Here is a 17,164-nt window from a genome sequence, read left to right as displayed (position 1 = left end):
CGATAATTTTCTTTACTTTAAAGTAAATTTGTTACTCCAAAAATACTAGCACAGATATGTAGCAAGGGTTTGATTAATAATATTTAGAATGGTTAATAAATACTTTAATTTACCTTATACATTTCTCGAGAGCCGTTTTTAACGGCTCTCTTTTTTTGCACGGCTAAAAGGTTGAAGAATAAAGGCTTGCCTAAAAGTCCTTTACTTTTTGATCGAGGCAGCGCCTTTGATCACTTTTTCTTTGAGTCCGTTTTTGAAGGCAATGATATTCTCACGAATCTTTACATCTGAAGCTCCAAGAATTTGAGCAGCCAGTATTCCTGCATTTTGAGCGCCGTCAAGGGCTACCGTTGCCACAGGAACACCTCCCGGCATTTGTAGAATAGAAAGCACAGAATCCCACCCGTCTATCGAATTACGGGATTTTACGGGTACGCCAATTACGGGTAGCGGAGATAATGAAGCGATCATTCCCGGTAAATGTGCTGCACCACCAGCACCGGCGATAATCACCTGAATACCGCGCTCATGCGCGTTTTTACCATAGTCAAACAATTTATCTGGAGTGCGGTGTGCCGAAACGATATCAACTTCAGTTTTGATTCCCAGTTGTTCAAGAACATCTATCGCTGCTTGCATCACCGGCATATCGCTGGTGCTTCCCATGATTATTCCTACCATAATTGTTTTTTTAGTACGCTAAGTGCGTTTTGAATTGAATTTATTTTGTTGAAGTTCAGAAATTATTTGGTGATCACGCGAATAGCATTTTTAACTTGTTCGGCAATTTTGCGCGCTTCACTCAAGTCGCTGTTCACGATCGTCACGTGGCCCATCTTTCTAAAAGGTCTGGTCTCGCGTTTTCCATAAATATGCGGAGTAACGCCTTTAAGCGCCATAATATCTTCGATCTTCTCGTAGTACACGTCGCCGGTGTAACCTTCTGCTCCCACAAGATTTACCATCACAGCTCCTATTTTACTTTCGGTTTCTCCTAACGGAAGGTTTAAAATCGCGCGTAAATGCTGCTCAAACTGATTGGTATAACTTCCTTCGATGCTATAATGACCGCTGTTGTGCGGGCGCGGAGCAACTTCGTTTACTAAAATCTCATCATCTTGAGTCTGAAACATTTCTACAGCTAGCAATCCCACGTGTTCAAACGCTTCAGAAACCTGAGTGGCAACTTCACGCACTTTTTTTGCGACTTCATCATCAATGCGGCCCGGGCAGATCACATACTCGACCTGATTGGCCTCTGGATGAAATTCCATTTCTACGACAGGATATGTTTTTACTTCACCTTTTGGGGATCGTACCACGATTACAGCCAACTCATTCTTAAACGGAATCATTTGCTCTGCGATGCACGGCGTGTCTGTAAGTTTCTCGAGATCTTCCTGAGAGCGAACGACCTGAACCCCTTTGCCGTCATAGCCGCCTTGCGTGCTTTTCCACACAAATGGAAAGCTGTTTTGATTAGCGGTAAGCGCAAGTTTAAGATCATCGAGCGTTGGATATTTTTTATAGGGTGCCGTCGGAATATTTTTTTCGGTATAAAAATCCTTTTGAATTCCTTTATCCTGAATTTTTCGCAAGGTTTGCGGACTAGGATAAACGGCGATTCCCTCGTTTTCCAGTTTTTCTAAAGCGTCAACATTTACGGCTTCGATCTCAAAAGTCACTACATCTGCCTGCTTTCCGAAGTTGTAAACGGTATCAAAATCCATCAAGTCTCCTTGTTGAAAATAATTGGCTGCTAAGCGAGAAGGCGCTTCCGGATTAGGATCTAAAACCAGCGTTTGGATATCAAATTTACGGGTCTCATAAAGTAGCATTTTACCCAATTGACCACCGCCAAGAATAGCGAGTTTAAAATCTGAAGAAAAATATGAGGTCATTAATTCTATGTCTTTATACGATAAAAAATTAGTCTTGCAAAAGTAACTTATTACCTATAGAAAGTCGAATTGCGTCGGCAAATACTTCGGTTTAAAAAGCTCAAAAAAAGAATTAAAGCGGGTTTAGTGTAATTCAATGTTGGTCAACCCAATATTCATCTACAATATGTATATTTGGCATCTAGCTAGAACCACAGCCAAACTAACCATGATCACGTTAAACGGACTTCAGTTTCAGGAGTATATTTCAGAGGCTACATTGCTTAAGGCGATTGATGAGGTTGCCGCTCAAATCAATAGTGATTTTAAAGGGAAAGAGCCCGTTTTTTTAGTCGTGCTCAACGGTGCTTATAAGTTTGCGACAGAGCTTTTAAGCAGGTTTGAAGGCGATTGCGAGATCGAGTTTATTAAAATGAGTTCTTATGATGGGACCTCAAGCACAGGGCAGGTTCAAACGCATATTCCTTTAGAGGCAGATCTTGAAGAACGCGAGGTCGTGATTGTTGAAGATATTGTAGATAGCGGTAACACTATTGAAAAAATAACGCAAATGATGGTACAGGCCGGCGTAAACAAATACCGTATTGCAAGTTTGTTTTACAAGCCCGAAGCCTATACCAAAGAATATAAAATACACTATGTTGGCCTAGAAATTCCCAATGATTTTATTGTAGGATATGGTCTTGATTACAACGGTTTGGGGCGTAACCTCAATGCTATTTATAAACTAAAAACCACAAAAATGACAAATTTGGTATTGTTTGGCCCTCCTGGAGCAGGTAAGGGTACACAAGCCTCTTTTTTAAAGGAAAAATACAATCTGGTTCATATTTCTACCGGAGATGTTTTTAGATACAACATTAAAAACGCTACAGAGCTGGGAACCTTGGCAAAATCATATATTGATAAAGGACAATTGGTTCCAGATTCGGTAACCATAGATATGTTGAGTGCAACAGTAGATGAAACTCCAGATGCCAATGGGTTTATTTTTGATGGTTTTCCTAGAACAACAGCACAAGCTGAAGCTTTAGATAAACTTCTTGCTGAAAAGGGAACTGAAGTTTCTGCAATGATCGCGCTAGAAGTTGATGACGAGATTTTAGTAAAACGTCTTTTGGAACGCGGAAAAACTTCAGGAAGAAAGGACGACGCAGATGAGACTGTAATTCGCAACCGAATCAAAGTGTATTATGATGAGACGGCGATTTTAAAAGGCTACTATCAAAAACAGGATAAGTATTTTGGTGTAGACGGTGTAGGCGAAATAAACGAAATCACAACACGCTTAAGCAGCGTTATAGATAAGCTTTAAACAGTTTAGGGTTTCGCGTTTGCAGTTTAAAAGCAGGGAAGTTTGGCGACAGTTGAAAAATTCGAAGATCTTGAAGTTTGGCAATTATCTCGGGATTTATGTCAAAAGATAGAGGCTTTAATTGCTTCAGATGAATTATCAAGACGTTACGCGCTAAAGGATCAGATAGATAGAAGCTCCGGTTCAATTATGGATAACATTGCTGAAGGCTTTGGGAGATCGGGAAGTTTAGAATTTAGAAATTTTTTAGGCTATGCTAAAGGCTCTTGCTCTGAGTTAAAATCACAAATTTATCGGTTGTACGATAAGCAGTTAATACTACAGAAAGATTACGAGGATTTAATAGAACAATGCGACCATATTAACGCAAAACCAGGCTCTTTCATTAAATATTTAAGCTCAACAAAATACAGAGGAACTAAATTCAAATGTTAGTTTCAAAACAGAAAACAATAAACAGAAAACAGAACAGAAGATGACCGAAGGAAATTTTGTTGATTATGTAAAAATGCACGTAACCTCAGGAAAAGGAGGTGCAGGCTCTGCGCATTTGCGACGAGAAAAGTTTGTGGCAAAAGGTGGGCCTGATGGAGGTGATGGAGGTCGCGGCGGTCATATAATTGCGCGAGCCAATCCAAATCTATGGACGTTACTTCACCTCAAGTTTAAGAGACACCTTAAGGCAGGTCACGGTGCCAATGGTGGAAAGCAAACCAGTACCGGAGCTGATGGTGAAGATGTGTATATCGAAGTGCCTTTGGGAACTGTGATACGCGATACAGAAACACAAGAAGTTTTAAAAGAGATCACCGAAGAAGGCCAAGAATATATCATCGCGGAAGGTGGTATGGGCGGACTAGGAAACTCGCATTTTAAAACAGCGACCAATCAGACGCCGCGCTATGCGCAACCCGGTATAGACGGGCAAGAAGTTGATGTGACTTTAGAGTTGAAGGTGCTTGCAGATGTTGGTCTTGTAGGTTTTCCTAACGCAGGTAAGTCCACTTTACTCTCTGTAATTACAGCAGCAAAACCCAAAATAGCAAACTACGAGTTTACTACATTGAAGCCTAACTTAGGAATTGTTCAGTATCGGGATTTTCAGACTTTTGTGATTGCAGATATTCCGGGGATTATTGAAGGCGCAGCAGAAGGGAAAGGATTAGGATATCGCTTTCTTCGGCATATAGAGCGTAATTCTACCTTACTTTTTATGATTCCGGCAGATGCGCCAGATATCACCGAGCAATACCAAATACTATTACACGAATTAGAAAAATACAATCCGGAGCTTTTAGATAAAGATCGGTTGATCGCGATCACCAAAAGCGATATGCTTGATGCTGAATTGAAGGCAGAACTTAAAGCAGAGTTAGATAAGAATTTGCCTATTGAGTATATGTTTATTTCTTCGGTAGCTCAACAAGGACTCACGGTATTAAAAGACAGACTTTGGGCTATGCTTAACCGTCCCGCTATAGAAGAATAGCTCTGGTTTTAGGATTTTATTGACTAGAAGGATGCTTCATTTTGTCTAATTTTAAAAGAAAAGACAAGATGAAGCATTTTTTAATTTTAGTAAGCATAATTACTTTCATTTCGTGCGGTTCTACCAAAGTTGCCTATGATTATGACGAGCAAATCGATTTTACCCAGTACAAGACCTACAACTTTATGACCGATATGGATAGCGGTTTGAGTCAGCTCGATTTAAATCGCCTTCTAGATGCTACTGAGGCCGTGCTGCAGTCAAAAGGATTCACCAAGTCTATAACTCCTGATTTGCTTATAAACATCATTGCAGATCAGTATGAAGATGTTCAGCGCAATTCGGTAGGAGTAGGTATTGGTGGCGGAAGTTACGGTGGCGGTGTAAGCGTTGGAGCGGGTTTTCCACTTGGAGGAAACAAAAATCACCAGACCATAACTCTCGATCTGGTTGATGCTCAAAAGGATATTCTCGTCTGGCAAGCGGTAAGCGATAGTAATATTGCTATAAATACTAATCCGCAGGACCGTGTGAGTTATTTTACCAAAATTGCAAATAAGATTTTTGACGAATTTCCGCCAGGGGAATAATTCGTCGGTTTAAAATTACTACATAGAATGGCGTGCTTTTTGTTTAGTTTTGATACAAACAACCATTTATGCATTTGAAATTCTTATTTGCACTGCTTATTTCGGCTTCTGTATTTGCTCAGGATGCAGCATATCAAAAAGCCGAAGCCTATTTCAAAGCTGAAAAGTTTGCACTCGCAAAACCTATTTTTTATAAATATCTGGATGCTAATCCTAAACACGCTAAAACCCGGGAATATCTTGGCGATATTGCGGCCTATGCAAAAGATTGGGATACTGCCATAACCTATTACGAACCTCTAGTAGAAGAATCGCCGTCAAGTGCTAATTATCATTTTAAATATGGTGGCGCGCTAGGGATGAAAGCCCTTGAGATTAGCAAATTGCGCGCCTTGACCTATATCGATGATATCAAGGAACATTTTACCAGAGCTGCCGAGTTAGATCCCAAGCATATTGAAACGCGCTGGGCACTTGTAGAGCTATATCTTCAGCTTCCCGGGATTATAGGCGGAAGTACAAAAAAAGCCAAAGCTTATGCGATGGAGTTACAGGATATTTCGCCGGTAGACGGTTTTCTTGCTCGAGGTTATGTCGCAGAACATGAGGATGAGATGGATGAAGCCGAAGCCTTATACAAAAAAGCTATTGAGGTTGGTGGTTCTCCCACAACCTATGAGAAACTTACCAATTTGTATGAAAAGAAAAATCAGCCTAAAAAAGCCATAGACAATGCAGCTTCCAGTTTAAAACTGCACAAACGCAATCAAATCAATTATCAAATCGGAAAAATTGCGGCCGAATTTGATATGGAGCCTGAATTGGGTTTAGCCAGTTTAAAGCAATACATCGAGAATCATTCAGTCAAAGATGGTGTTCCGGTGCGATGGGCGCATTTTAGAATGGCTCAGATTTATAGAAATAAGGGAGATAAAGCAAGCGCAACGCACTACATAAATTTAGCACTCGCCGATGAACCCGATTTTGAGCAGGCTTTAGAAGAAAAGAAACGCATTCAAGAATTATAGGTTAGAATACGGTATTATTTCGTTTTCTGAAACTGTGATTTCTTAACTTGCAGCATCTATTCTAAAGATTCTACACAGGACTATGCGAGTACATTTTATAGCTATTGGAGGAAGTGCGATGCACAATTTGGCTTTAGCCTTACATCATAAAGGATATGAAGTAAGCGGAAGCGATGACGCGATTTTTGAACCTTCCAAATCCCGATTGGCTAAATATGATTTACTGCCGCCAGAACTCGGCTGGTTTCCAAAAAAAATAGATACGCAATTGGATGCTGTAATCCTTGGGATGCACGCAAAGCCTGATAATGCAGAACTTTTAAAAGCACAAGAACTCGGACTTAAAATTTACAGCTACCCCGAATTTCTCTATGAGCAATCTAAAGAGAAAACGCGTGTGGTGATAGGAGGTTCGCACGGGAAAACGACAATTACCTCAATGATCTTACACGTGTTGCATTATCACGATCGTGAGGTAGATTTTATGGTTGGGGCTCAGTTGCCAGGTTTCGAGACCATGGTGCATCTCACCGAAGAAAATGATTTTATCCTGCTAGAAGGTGACGAGTATTTATCTTCTCCTATAGATCGTCGTCCTAAATTTCATTTGTATAAGCCCAATATCGCTTTGATCAGTGGGATCGCCTGGGATCACGTGAATGTGTTTCCAACTTATGAAAACTATGTAGGACAGTTTGAGATCTTTGCTGATTCTATTTCGCGTGGCGGAATTCTCGTTTACAATGAAGAAGATGCTGAGGTGAAACGCATCGCCGAAGCTGCTACAGCTCCCACACGTAAACACGCTTACACCACTCCAGAATATAGTATTGAAGATGGCGAAACCTTGTTAGAAACACCTGAAGGTCCTATGCCAATCTCGGTATTTGGCAAGCATAACCTGAGTAATCTGGCAGGCGCAAAATGGATTTGCCAGCATATGGGGATCGATGAAGATGATTTTTATGAAGCAATTGCAAGCTTTGAAGGTGCGGCAAAACGCTTAGAAAAAATAGGAGAAACAGCGAGTAATATTGCTTTTAAAGATTTTGCACATTCTCCTAGTAAAGTGGCTGCAACGACAAAAGCGGTGAAAAATCAATTTCCTGACCGAAAGCTTTTTGCTTGTTTAGAATTACACACGTACAGCAGCTTAAATGCTGAATTTATAAAAGGCTATAAAGGAGCTCTGGATGCTGCCGAAGAAGCTGTTGTCTTTTATTCGCCAGAAGCAGTTGCGGTAAAACAATTAGAGGCTATTAGTAAAGAGCAGATCGAAGTTGCTTTTGATCGTGATGATCTCATCATCTTCACAGATGCAGAAGCGTTTAAAACTTACCTGAAGCAACAGCAATTTGACAATGCCGTGTTACTCCTTATGAGTAGTGGTAATTATGGCGGTCTCGATTTTGAAACCGTTCAAGAATTGCTCTAATTCTTTTTGGTGACGTGTGAACTGTAGATCTTTTCGAGATACGAAGGCATTACTAGGCTGTAATTTTGAAGTAGTGCTTCTTTCGCTTGTATTTGGTCTTTCTTGTTTTTGTCTTGAGAGAGTTTGAATTTTCCTTCCCACGCGGTGATTTTTAATTCAAAACCGGTGACATAATTTACAAAAGCTTCCATTCTAGAATTCTCTTTTTCCAGAATATAGCGCTGCGCATCACCTTCAAGAAACGAGGTTAATTCGACCATAGCGTCTTTTAATTCTTCAGCATTTAAAATTTTAGAAACTTCTACTTCAAGGTGTAGTTTGATGTAATTCCACGTGGGTAATTGCGTAGTTGTATAAATGCTTGGCGAAATATAGGTGTCTGGCCCATTAAAGAGCACTGTAGCTTTGGCTCCTAACTTCAACTGTTGGAGTTGTGGATTGTTGTTATCTATATGACCTACGAGTTTGCCCAAATGATCGTCTACCTTATAATCTAATGGAAGATGAGTGATTACGGGTAAACCTTCAGAAACTGTTATAAGTGTCGCAAGCGGAAACGTTTTTAAGGTTTCTATGATGTTGGTGTATTCAGCTTCTTGATGATGTGCCGGTGGATACTTACTCATAAGTTATTTTTAATTTAAATCGCTACAGAATCTATAAGATTTTGAAAATTAGATTTTTACTGAATATTTTAATCTCTAAACCTGAAATTCTAAAAATACATTTTTTAAATTTAGACTGCGCGAGCTGCCCCTATGGTTCACTAATTATTTCAGCCCAACTGATATGCAGCAAAACTCAGAGAATTTTTCGATAAAAAAGTGGTCGCTTGATGATCGACCCCGAGAGAAGTTATTACACAAAGGAAAAGATGCACTAAGTGATGCAGAGCTTGTAGCCATTTTGATTGGTTCCGGAAGCCGAAACGAAAGTGCGGTAGCCTTGAGCAAGCGCATTTTGGCCTCAGTAGATCATAATCTGAATGCTTTGGGGAAACTGAGCGTTGGGCAGTTGATGAAATTTAAAGGCATAGGTGAGGCCAAAGCTGTGAGTATTGCAGCCGCAACCGAGTTGGGGCGTCGCAGACAATCAGATAAAGCCGAAGAGCCAACAAAAATTACCGGAAGCAACGCGGTTTTTAGATTGCTTCAGCCTATTTTAGGTGAATTGCCGCATGAAGAGTTTTGGATTCTTTATTTAAACAATTCCAACAAAGTCTTACATAAGCATCAATTGAGCAAAGGCGGAATGACCGGTACGCTGGTCGATGTGCGTTTGGTGCTCAAACTGGCACTAGAGCGCGGAGCGGTTTCTCTTATTTTGGCACATAATCATCCATCGGGAGGGTTGCGACCAAGTCAGGCAGATAAAGACATAACCACAAAACTTAAAGTTGCTGCTGCCAGTCTCGACATAAAGGTGCTTGATCATCTTATTATTACCGAAAACTCCTATTTTAGCTTTGCTGATGAAGGTTTGCTGTAATTCCTTCCGCTTTAATTAAAAATTACGGAAATTGCCGGTATAAAATTGCATATGCTCCTTATCTACACGCACAAGATCACTCCAAGACTGCGATATACCTTCAAGCATATCTGTACCAATATTTTGGGGATTCCTGTTAAGTTCACAACTGCGGTTGATGAATTTATTGTGCACGATAGTTTGAAGCTGTCGTATACCAATAAACCTCTGGGTAAGGAATTGCATATCAAAAGTCAGGAGCTGCTTTTCGAGCAAGGAATAAGTGATTTTGAGATCAAAGTACAAGATTGGCGCGAGTCCAAGTGCTTTTTTGTAACGGGTACCAAGAGTGCATTGCCTTATGATATTTTTGCAGCAGCTTTTGTATTGTTGAGTAGGTATGAAGAGTTTTTACCTCACGTTAAGGATGAGCAAGGAAGATTTCCCGCAACAGAGAGTTTGGGATATCAAGAAGAATTTTTGACTCAACCTGTTATTGATGTTTGGGCCTATTATTTTAAAGAGGTGCTTCAGGAGAAATATCCCGATTATAATTTTGAACACCGAAAGTTCTCATTTCAAGCCTTGGTTGATGTCGAACAGGCTTATGAAATGTATGGCATAGGGATTATGCGTTGGGTTACCAATTTTCTTGGTGATTTGGTGAAGTTTCAGTTCAGTAAGATTTTGTTGCGATTACAGGTAAGTCTTGGCTTGCGAAAAGATCCTTACGATACCTTTAGCTGGTTGATCAATGTGCAAAAAAATGCCAAGTTCAAGTTTGTCTTTTTCTTTATGGTAGGCAATTACTCGACCTACACGCGCAACATTAGATTCAATAAAAAGAATTTTAGAGAGCTTATTAAAATGGTAGGAGATTACAGTGAGATCGGACTTCTGCTATCTAAAGAGGCTTTGTTGAGCAAAAGGCAGATGAAATTAGAAAAGCGGCGTATTGAAGGCATCAATAATAAGCAGCTTAGCGCAGTGCGCTGCAGTAAGCATATGCAAAGTTTGCCCGAGCATTACCGCGAGATGATACAGTTTGAAATGAAAAACGATTACTCGATGGGATATCCTGAATATTTAGGATTTAGAGCGGGTACGTGTACGCCTTTTAATTTTTATGATCTGGATTATGAAACCATAACGCCCTTGCTTATTCATCCTATTTGTGCGCAAGCTTCGGCTTTTGAAACAAGTGCTTCAGATGAGAAAGAGCTCAATCATGAGTTAGATACTTTCTTTGAGATGAAGGAGGCTGTAGAACGTGTAAACGGTAATTTTGTGTTTAGTTTCCGGAATAAATCGGTGACCGGAAAAGGACAGGATCAGGGGCAATGGAAGCAATTTTTTAGAGAATTGGTAAATGACTAAGTTAAAGAATATTCAACACGTTTTTTTTGATCTGGATCACACCCTTTGGGATTTTGACCGAAATTCTAAGTTGGCTTTTGAAGATATTTTTAAGAAAAACAATATAAGCGTTGCCATTGATGATTTTCTTGAGGTGTATGTTCCCATTAATTTTCAGTATTGGAAGTATTATCGTGAGTCTCGTATTACCAAAGAACAGTTGCGTTACGGCCGGTTGAAAAACAGTTTTAAAGAGCTGGGAATTGCTATAGATGACTTTTTGATAGACCGTTTGTCTGTAGATTATATACATCATTTGCCTAATCATAACCATTTGTTTGAGGGAGCAGTAGACCAACTAAGCAATCTTCACAAAAAATACGAGTTGCACATCATCACAAACGGATTTCAGGAAGTTCAATCTTTAAAACTTCAAAATTCTAAAATCGATCATTTTTTCAAAACCATAACCAGCAGTGAGTCGGTAGGAGTAAAGAAGCCAGATGCACGTATTTTTAAGCATGCTTTAGAACTGGCAGCAGCAGATCCTAAAAAAAGTGTGATGATAGGAGATAATTATGAGGCAGATATTCTAGGAGCTCAAAATATGGGTTTACATACGATTTGTTTTAACTATCATAAAACCAAATTGCCAGAGTCGCTTGTCGCAATAGATGATTTAACAGAAATAAGCAATTTCTTATAAACTATTGCTCGGTTTTTTGCGTTAGGACATCAAATCCCCTAATCATGAAAATTGAAAAGTTACTTTTCTTTTTACTTGTATTGCTGGCCACTGGTTGTACAGAAGAAATAGATTTTAATCAGGTTGAAGAAGTATCCTTAACTACTACTCAGGATATTGATCTCGTACATTTTTTACTTACTCAAGACAATTTTGTAGATGATGGCGGGCAGACCCAACAGAATGGGCTAGTAGAAGCGGTAAAACTTGATTTTTTAGACGATCCCTTTTTTCAAAACCGTCTGGTTAGGATCGTTTTTGACTTCAGAATGACCAATACTTTTTCCCAATCGCTCACAGCCGTAATAAAATTTAATGATGAAGATGGAGTCACCCGTGAATCTATCACGCTCGAAGCTTCAGGGAGTACCAATGGCGAAGCTGTAGTTTCTGAATATGAAGTGGTAAAAGAAGGGACAGCGATAAGCAATATTACCACTGCCGATACTGTGCTTGTTGAGTATTACATCAATACCAATAGCGCTCCGATTGTAGGTAGCCTGAAATTTGAATCAAAAGCAGCATACACCGTTGAATTGTAGAAAATTTCTATATCTGTTGGTTTTATTGACTTCAGCCGGGGTTGCTGCACAATATCAGCAGCTATATGATACTGATTACTTGCCTCAAAGTCTATTGCTTAATCCCGGTAATAAAGTAGATTTTGATAAACACTTTGGTATTCCTTTATTGAGTGGTGTTGGGGTGCAAGCAGCAACAAGGAATGTTTCAGTGTATGATATTTTTCAGGTGAATGAGCGTGATGAGATCAATGAGAGAATACGTGCAAAAGTTGATCAATTGAGCAATAGAGATTATGCTGTGCTTCATCAAAGTCTAGAAATTTTAAGTGCCGGTTTTAGAACTAGGAAAGGAAATTATATTTCCTTTGGTTGGTATGAAGAGTTGGATGCTATTACCTATTTCCCGAAAGATGTGGCTACATTGGCCTATGAAGGCAATCAGCAGCATTTAGGATATGCTTTTAAAGCTTCAGATATTAAAGCACGCGCCGAGATGGTTTCGGTCTTTCATATAGGAATGAATAAAAAAGTAAATGAGCACTTTAGTATAGGAGGGCGTTTTAAGCTTTATAGTGGTATGTTTAGTGCAGAGAGTACTCATAACTCCGGGACTTTTACTACATACTTGACTCCTGACGGAAATAACTACTATGAGCATCGATTAGAAAATATTAACGGCGGACTTAAGATCGCCGGGATAGGAAGTTTTGAAGAGGTTTCTGAGTCTCAAATTTTGCAGAATTCCGTTTTCGGTGGAAATTATGGTGTAGGTATCGATCTTGGATTTTCATATGATTTTAATGAACGCTGGTCTGCAAGCGGAAGTTTACTTGATCTGGGTTTTATTAACTACCGAAGCAGAACGTATGAATATTACGGTAATGGAGACTTTGACTTTGATGGTATTGAATTTATATTTCCCTCGGTAGTTGATGAGAATACCGTAATAAGACCGTATTGGACCGATTTAGAAGAGGAGTTTAATGAAAACATGAACTTTGGCGAGCGAGCTGATGTAAGCTACACATTACTACGTCCTGTAAAGTTATTGGGCGGTTTAACCTATTCTTTTGGAGAGCGTCTAAAATGCAATTGTTTGAATCCGGAGGAAAATCGCTATCGATTTAAAACGGGCTTACAAGCCATAGCAATAAAGCGTCCGGGAGGTATTCAGGCCGGGCTTACTGCATTTTTAGATGCGCCCGTAACTTCATTTTTAAATACAAAGCTCACTTATGGTGTAGATTCTTTTACATATACTAATGTTGGCTTTCTCATTTCTGCCAAAATCCGTAGTTTTAATGTGTATTTGGCAGCAGATAATTTACTTTCATATTCAAATATTGCCGATTCAAATACGGCCAGTTTTCAAATTGGCTTTCAACTAATATCAAACACTAAATAATGAAGACTAAAAATTATATCATAGGAACTCTTTTTGCTTTATTCTCAATGGTTTCAGTTTCTGCACAGGAGCTGGCAGATTATAAATACATCGTTATTCCACAAAAATTTGAATTTCAAGATGAGCCCGGTCAATATGATCTTAATGCGCTTACCCGCTTTTTATTTATAAAATATGGTTTTAATGCTTATATGGAAAATGAAGCCTTGCCTGCAGATTTAAATGCTTCGGGATGTAACACGTTGTATGCCCGCGCTGATATCAGCGGATTTTTAAGCACTAAAGCGCTTATCACTTTAGTAAACTGTAGAGGGAAAGAAATCTTTGTGCTTCCTGAAGGAAAAAGTAAGATTAAAGAATTTAAAGCAGGGCATCAAGATGCTTTTAGAGATGCGTTTGAGGAGCTTGAAGAAGAGTATGGCTACACGTATTCTGATGAGATTGTCGAGCGTGCTGAACTTATTGAAGAGGTTGAAACAGAAGAGGAGGAACCCAAAACTTTGGTAGAAGCTGTGGCAAATAAATCTACTGAGAAAGAAGAAGTTGTCGTTTCGGCGATACCTAAAAATAGCAATGTGTTTATAAAGGAAGAAGTAAGCACCAAGATCAATTCTGAAACTGAAGCCAAAAAGGCAGAAGCAAAATCAAAAGTAACATCTGTTCTTACGAGTGCCGATGGCAGCTTTAGTATGCGTCCTACTTCAAATGGATTTGACGTATATGAAGGGCAAACCAAAATAGGTACTGCTACAAAAACTTCAGCAGGATCCTATCTGGTAAACACCAATCAATTTACAGGTGTTGGTTATTTTGACGGTACTGAGTTTACAGTAGAGCGCGAAATTAAAGGTGTAAGTGGTCTGGTGAAGATGATTTTTACGCAAAAATAGAAAACCCGAATACGCTTAAGTTTAGCTCGTTTTAAGTGGTCTTTTCCAAATTGAGAACACCATTTAAAGCGAGTTTTCTTTTGTAACACTTAATAATATAACATCTTAAAATAGTTTACTTAGAGCGGCTAGTAATCATATTTGTCTCCCCATCTATTTTTTAGGAATTTTCTAATTCCATCTTCACGCGCATTAGCGCCGGGATCATAAAGCTTTTGATTGGTGATTTGTTCCGGTAAAAATTCTTGAGCTATAAAATTGCCTGCACCATCGTGCGAGTATTTATATTCGTCGCCGTAGCCCAATTCTTTCATAAGTTTTGTAGGGGCATTGCGCAATGCAATGGGAATAGGTAAATCTCCTGTTTGCTTAACCAGTTGTTGTGCTCTGTTGATCGCCATGTACGATGCGTTGCTTTTGGGAGAAGTGGCAAGATAAGTAACGCACTGACTCAGGATGATTCGAGCTTCAGGATAACCTATTGTAGTGACGGCAGTGAATGCATTTGTAGCCATAATTAGAGCGGTAGGATTGGCATTGCCAATATCTTCAGAAGCAAGAATGATAAGTCTTCTGGCGATAAACTTCAAATCTTCACCACCTTCTAACATACGGGCGAGATAGTAAACCGCCGCATTAGGGTCACTGCCTCGTATTGATTTTATAAATGCCGAAATGATATCGTAGTGCTGCTCACCGGTTTTGTCATACATCACCGTATTTTGCTGCACTTTTTGTTGTACCATCGCATTGGTGATCACCACTTTTTCTGAAGTTTCTGTGGTGACCAGAAGCTCAAAAATATTAAGCAGTTTACGTGCATCACCACCGCTGATGCGCAACAGCGCTTCAGTCTCTTGAAGTTCTATTTCTTTTTTAGACAAAATGCTGTCCTGCGTCATAGCCCGCTTCAAAAGCGCTCTGAGATCGTCTGCAGAAAATGGATTGAGCACATAAACTTGACAGCGTGACAGCAATGCAGGAATCACTTCAAAACTTGGGTTTTCTGTAGTTGCGCCTATCAAAGTAACCCAGCCTTTTTCTACTGCAGCGAGAAGCGAGTCTTGCTGCGATTTACTAAAACGGTGAATCTCATCTATAAACAATAACGGATTTTTCTGTGTAAACAGACCTCCCGCATTTTTTGCTTTATCAATGACTTCACGTACGTCTTTTACTCCACTATTTATCGCACTTAAAACATAAAATGGACGTTTGGATTCTTCAGCAATTATAGAAGCTAACGTGGTTTTACCAACGCCCGGGGGTCCCCATAAAATAAGTGAAGGGATGACTCCAGATTTTATAGAAGAAGTTAAAGAACCTTTGTCTCCTACAAGGTGTTCTTGGCTCAAATAGTCGTCTAATGTTTTAGGACGTAAACGTTCTGCTAGCGGTGTATTCATAACTTCAAAATTATTTATTTGTACGGGATAAACTGCCAGTATTTCTTACTTTATGATTTTGGCCAAACAATTGCTAGATTAGATAATAGAATGAACGCTCAAAGACAAAATTCGGCTTTTCAATTTTCAACAGGTGTGGTTTTATACCCGTTGATTGTTGTATTGTCTTTATGGCTGGTATTTTGGTTTGAGTTGAGGTTTGGATATAATTTTACTCCTTTCGGCGTCAAACCTCGTGAAATTTCTGGCTTGGCGGGTATCATTCTTTCTCCGTTTATACATTCCACCTTAAGTCATCTGTGGCACAATAGTGTACCTACATTGGTTCTTATCGCAGGTTTGTTTTATTTCTATAAACCGGTGGCGTGGCAGGTCCTTTTCTGGATCGTTTTGGGTTCTGGCTTAGGGACGTGGCTTATAGGAAGAGACGCGTACCACATAGGAGCCAGCGGTGTGGTTTATGGTCTTGCTTCCTTTTTATTTTTTAAAGGAATTTGGTCTAAGCACTATCGGCTGACTGCTTTTTCACTAATTGTGGTTTTTCTCTACGGAAGTTTAATTTGGGGAACGATGCCTATACGTGATGGAATGAGTTGGGAAGGCCACTTATCCGGTTTTTTAACAGGTTTGATTCTAGCTTTTGTGTTCAAGGCTAAAATTGCAAAACCTGTAAAATATGTTTGGGAAACCGAAGCTTATAATCCGGAGGATGACCCTTTTTTACAGCAATTTGATGAAGATGGAAATTTTATAGATCCGCCTTCAGAAGAAGAGGAAGAAGATGAACTTACTTGATGCGTTGTCGTACGACTTCATAAAGAAAAGCCCCACAAGCCACCGAAACATTAAGCGAACTAATAGTTCCTGCCATGGGCAGTTTTGCCTTATGATCTACAAGTTTTAAAACTCCCGGTGTAACACCTTTTCCTTCACTACCCATTACAAGCGCGGTAGGTGTCGTATAGTCTAGATCATAAATAGAATCTTCGGTTTTTTCTGTAGCAGCGACAACTTGTACACCAGAACCCTGTAAGTAGAACAAAGCATCTTTGATGTGATCAACCTTAGAAATTGGGATATTAAAAATCGCTCCTGCTGAAGTTTTAACCGTATCATCGGTAACGGGAGCTCCACCAGATTTTGGGATGATGATAGCATCGACACCGGTACAAACCGCAGTACGGATAATAGCACCAAAATTACGCACATCTGTCAATTGATCTAATAGCAGAAAAAGTCCGGGTTTTGCAGCTGCCAAAACTGCTTCGGCGGTAGCTTCAAATTCGGCGAATTGAATAGGGGAGATAGTCGCAATTGCTCCTTGATGATTTTGATCAGAAAGTTTATGAAGTTTTTCCTGCGGAACATAAGAAACCGAAATTCCCTCCTCACGAATCAACTTATCTAATTCTTTAGAAAGTGGATTGCTTAAGCCTTTTTGAAGATAAATTTTACCAATTTCTTTGCCGGCTTGAATCGCTTCGATAATTGCCCGGGTTCCGTAGATGTTTGTGGTTTTTGACATACGGCAAAGATAAGTTGGTTAATTGGGATGCAGAAATAAAAAAGCCACCTAAAAAGGTGGCTTTCCTAAATCAAATAATAACTGGAGC

At 39.5% G+C, this 17,164-nt stretch carries 18 protein-coding genes; 13 read left to right on the top strand and 5 right to left on the bottom strand.

Annotated elements, in window-relative coordinates; all coding sequences use genetic code 11:
- Positions 1–201: 201 nt before the first annotated feature.
- Together purE and WA338_RS06230 are read right to left on the bottom strand one after the other, a co-directional pair.
- Entirely contained in the window at positions 202–681 is a 480-nt protein-coding gene (purE, locus tag WA338_RS06235; RefSeq protein WP_009779153.1) for a 5-(carboxyamino)imidazole ribonucleotide mutase, read from the bottom strand.
- A 62-nt stretch (positions 682–743) separates the two neighbouring features.
- Positions 744–1,901, bottom strand: coding sequence for a 5-(carboxyamino)imidazole ribonucleotide synthase (locus WA338_RS06230; RefSeq protein WP_009779154.1), 1,158 nt, complete (start codon positions 1,899–1,901; stop codon positions 744–746).
- A 208-nt stretch (positions 1,902–2,109) separates the two neighbouring features.
- Between WA338_RS06230 and WA338_RS06225 the strand changes: the two genes are divergently transcribed.
- From WA338_RS06225 to WA338_RS06200, 6 genes are all read left to right on the top strand, one after another.
- A complete protein-coding gene (locus WA338_RS06225) occupies positions 2,110–3,216 on the top strand; it encodes an adenylate kinase (RefSeq protein ID WP_154648899.1) in 1,107 nt (368 codons plus the stop codon).
- Positions 3,217–3,258: 42 nt separating this feature from the next.
- Positions 3,259–3,651 (top strand): four helix bundle protein, encoded by a 393-nt coding sequence (locus WA338_RS06220; RefSeq protein ID WP_009779156.1) that lies wholly within the window; start codon positions 3,259–3,261, stop codon positions 3,649–3,651.
- Between the two features lie 40 nt (positions 3,652–3,691).
- Positions 3,692–4,705 (top strand): GTPase ObgE, encoded by a 1,014-nt coding sequence (obgE, locus tag WA338_RS06215; RefSeq protein ID WP_336092685.1) that lies wholly within the window; start codon positions 3,692–3,694, stop codon positions 4,703–4,705.
- A gap of 68 nt (positions 4,706–4,773) precedes the next feature.
- Positions 4,774–5,295, top strand: a complete 522-nt coding sequence (locus WA338_RS06210; protein WP_336092682.1) for a DUF4136 domain-containing protein — start codon at positions 4,774–4,776, stop codon at positions 5,293–5,295.
- A 68-nt stretch (positions 5,296–5,363) separates the two neighbouring features.
- On the top strand, positions 5,364–6,323 hold the full coding sequence (locus WA338_RS06205) for a tetratricopeptide repeat protein (protein WP_336092679.1): 960 nt from the start codon (positions 5,364–5,366) through the stop codon (positions 6,321–6,323).
- Positions 6,324–6,405: 82 nt separating this feature from the next.
- Positions 6,406–7,758 carry a UDP-N-acetylmuramate--L-alanine ligase gene (locus WA338_RS06200; RefSeq protein ID WP_336092676.1) on the top strand — a complete coding sequence of 451 codons (1,353 nt, stop codon included), beginning with the start codon at positions 6,406–6,408 and terminating at the stop codon, positions 7,756–7,758.
- Here WA338_RS06200 and WA338_RS06195 read toward each other — a convergent pair.
- Positions 7,755–8,384 (bottom strand): FMN-binding negative transcriptional regulator, encoded by a 630-nt coding sequence (locus WA338_RS06195; protein ID WP_272984601.1) that lies wholly within the window; start codon positions 8,382–8,384, stop codon positions 7,755–7,757. The genes WA338_RS06200 and WA338_RS06195 overlap by 4 nt on opposite strands.
- Positions 8,385–8,547: 163 nt before the next feature.
- On the opposite strand from WA338_RS06195, the gene radC reads away from it, so the two are divergent.
- Genes radC through WA338_RS06165 form a run of 6 tightly spaced genes read left to right on the top strand, consistent with a single transcriptional unit; the run spans position 8,548 to position 14,145 of the window.
- Entirely contained in the window at positions 8,548–9,246 is a 699-nt protein-coding gene (radC, locus tag WA338_RS06190; protein ID WP_009779162.1) for a RadC family protein, read from the top strand.
- 51 nt (positions 9,247–9,297) lie between these two features.
- On the top strand, positions 9,298–10,602 hold the full coding sequence (locus WA338_RS06185; RefSeq protein WP_273016609.1) for a polysaccharide deacetylase family protein: 1,305 nt from the start codon (positions 9,298–9,300) through the stop codon (positions 10,600–10,602).
- A complete protein-coding gene (locus WA338_RS06180; protein WP_272984603.1) occupies positions 10,595–11,287 on the top strand; it encodes a YjjG family noncanonical pyrimidine nucleotidase in 693 nt (230 codons plus the stop codon). The genes WA338_RS06185 and WA338_RS06180 overlap by 8 nt, the downstream gene beginning before the upstream one ends.
- Positions 11,288–11,331: 44 nt before the next feature.
- On the top strand, positions 11,332–11,868 hold the full coding sequence (locus WA338_RS06175) for a hypothetical protein (protein WP_273016611.1): 537 nt from the start codon (positions 11,332–11,334) through the stop codon (positions 11,866–11,868).
- Positions 11,858–13,255 carry a DUF5723 family protein gene (locus tag WA338_RS06170; protein ID WP_336092668.1) on the top strand — a complete coding sequence of 466 codons (1,398 nt, stop codon included), beginning with the start codon at positions 11,858–11,860 and terminating at the stop codon, positions 13,253–13,255. Before WA338_RS06175 ends, WA338_RS06170 begins: the two co-directional genes overlap by 11 nt.
- Positions 13,255–14,145, top strand: coding sequence for a hypothetical protein (locus WA338_RS06165; protein WP_336092665.1), 891 nt, complete (start codon positions 13,255–13,257; stop codon positions 14,143–14,145). The genes WA338_RS06170 and WA338_RS06165 overlap by 1 nt, the downstream gene beginning before the upstream one ends.
- A gap of 128 nt (positions 14,146–14,273) precedes the next feature.
- Here the strand turns inward: WA338_RS06165 and WA338_RS06160 are convergent, their stop codons facing one another.
- A complete protein-coding gene (locus tag WA338_RS06160) occupies positions 14,274–15,551 on the bottom strand; it encodes a replication-associated recombination protein A (RefSeq protein WP_009779168.1) in 1,278 nt (425 codons plus the stop codon).
- Between the two features lie 90 nt (positions 15,552–15,641).
- Here WA338_RS06160 and WA338_RS06155 point away from each other — a divergent pair, with 90 nt between their 5' ends.
- Entirely contained in the window at positions 15,642–16,346 is a 705-nt protein-coding gene (locus tag WA338_RS06155; protein ID WP_273016617.1) for a rhomboid family intramembrane serine protease, read from the top strand.
- Here the strand turns inward: WA338_RS06155 and rlmB are convergent.
- A complete protein-coding gene (gene rlmB, locus WA338_RS06150; protein ID WP_273016619.1) occupies positions 16,339–17,076 on the bottom strand; it encodes a 23S rRNA (guanosine(2251)-2'-O)-methyltransferase RlmB in 738 nt (245 codons plus the stop codon). The genes WA338_RS06155 and rlmB overlap by 8 nt on opposite strands.
- Positions 17,077–17,164: the final 88 nt, after the last annotated feature.

The organism is Leeuwenhoekiella sp. CH_XMU1409-2 (assembly GCF_037029365.1).
GTDB classification, from domain to species: Bacteria; Bacteroidota; Bacteroidia; order Flavobacteriales; family Flavobacteriaceae; genus Leeuwenhoekiella; species Leeuwenhoekiella blandensis.
The sequence above is the reverse complement of the archived record's forward strand: the minus strand, read 5'-3'. Positions and strand labels throughout refer to the sequence as shown.

Bases quoted from the DNA above. Each gene is read 5' to 3' on its own strand.
- purE (WP_009779153.1), bottom strand. From the start codon at position 681: ATGGTAGGAATAATCATGGGAAGCACCAGCGATATGCCGGTGATGCAA.
- WA338_RS06230 (WP_009779154.1), bottom strand. From the start codon at position 1,901: ATGACCTCATATTTTTCTTCAGATTTTAAACTCGCTATTCTTGGCGGT.
- WA338_RS06225 (WP_154648899.1), top strand. From the start codon at position 2,110: ATGATCACGTTAAACGGACTTCAGTTTCAGGAGTATATTTCAGAGGCT.
- obgE (WP_336092685.1), top strand. From the start codon at position 3,692: ATGACCGAAGGAAATTTTGTTGATTATGTAAAAATGCACGTAACCTCA.
- WA338_RS06210 (WP_336092682.1), top strand. From the start codon at position 4,774: ATGAAGCATTTTTTAATTTTAGTAAGCATAATTACTTTCATTTCGTGC.
- WA338_RS06205 (WP_336092679.1), top strand. From the start codon at position 5,364: ATGCATTTGAAATTCTTATTTGCACTGCTTATTTCGGCTTCTGTATTT.
- WA338_RS06200 (WP_336092676.1), top strand. From the start codon at position 6,406: ATGCGAGTACATTTTATAGCTATTGGAGGAAGTGCGATGCACAATTTG.
- WA338_RS06195 (WP_272984601.1), bottom strand. From the start codon at position 8,384: ATGAGTAAGTATCCACCGGCACATCATCAAGAAGCTGAATACACCAAC.
- radC (WP_009779162.1), top strand. From the start codon at position 8,548: ATGCAGCAAAACTCAGAGAATTTTTCGATAAAAAAGTGGTCGCTTGAT.
- WA338_RS06185 (WP_273016609.1), top strand. From the start codon at position 9,298: ATGCTCCTTATCTACACGCACAAGATCACTCCAAGACTGCGATATACC.
- WA338_RS06180 (WP_272984603.1), top strand. From the start codon at position 10,595: ATGACTAAGTTAAAGAATATTCAACACGTTTTTTTTGATCTGGATCAC.
- WA338_RS06175 (WP_273016611.1), top strand. From the start codon at position 11,332: ATGAAAATTGAAAAGTTACTTTTCTTTTTACTTGTATTGCTGGCCACT.
- WA338_RS06165 (WP_336092665.1), top strand. From the start codon at position 13,255: ATGAAGACTAAAAATTATATCATAGGAACTCTTTTTGCTTTATTCTCA.
- WA338_RS06160 (WP_009779168.1), bottom strand. From the start codon at position 15,551: ATGAATACACCGCTAGCAGAACGTTTACGTCCTAAAACATTAGACGAC.
- WA338_RS06155 (WP_273016617.1), top strand. From the start codon at position 15,642: ATGAACGCTCAAAGACAAAATTCGGCTTTTCAATTTTCAACAGGTGTG.
- rlmB (WP_273016619.1), bottom strand. From the start codon at position 17,076: ATGTCAAAAACCACAAACATCTACGGAACCCGGGCAATTATCGAAGCG.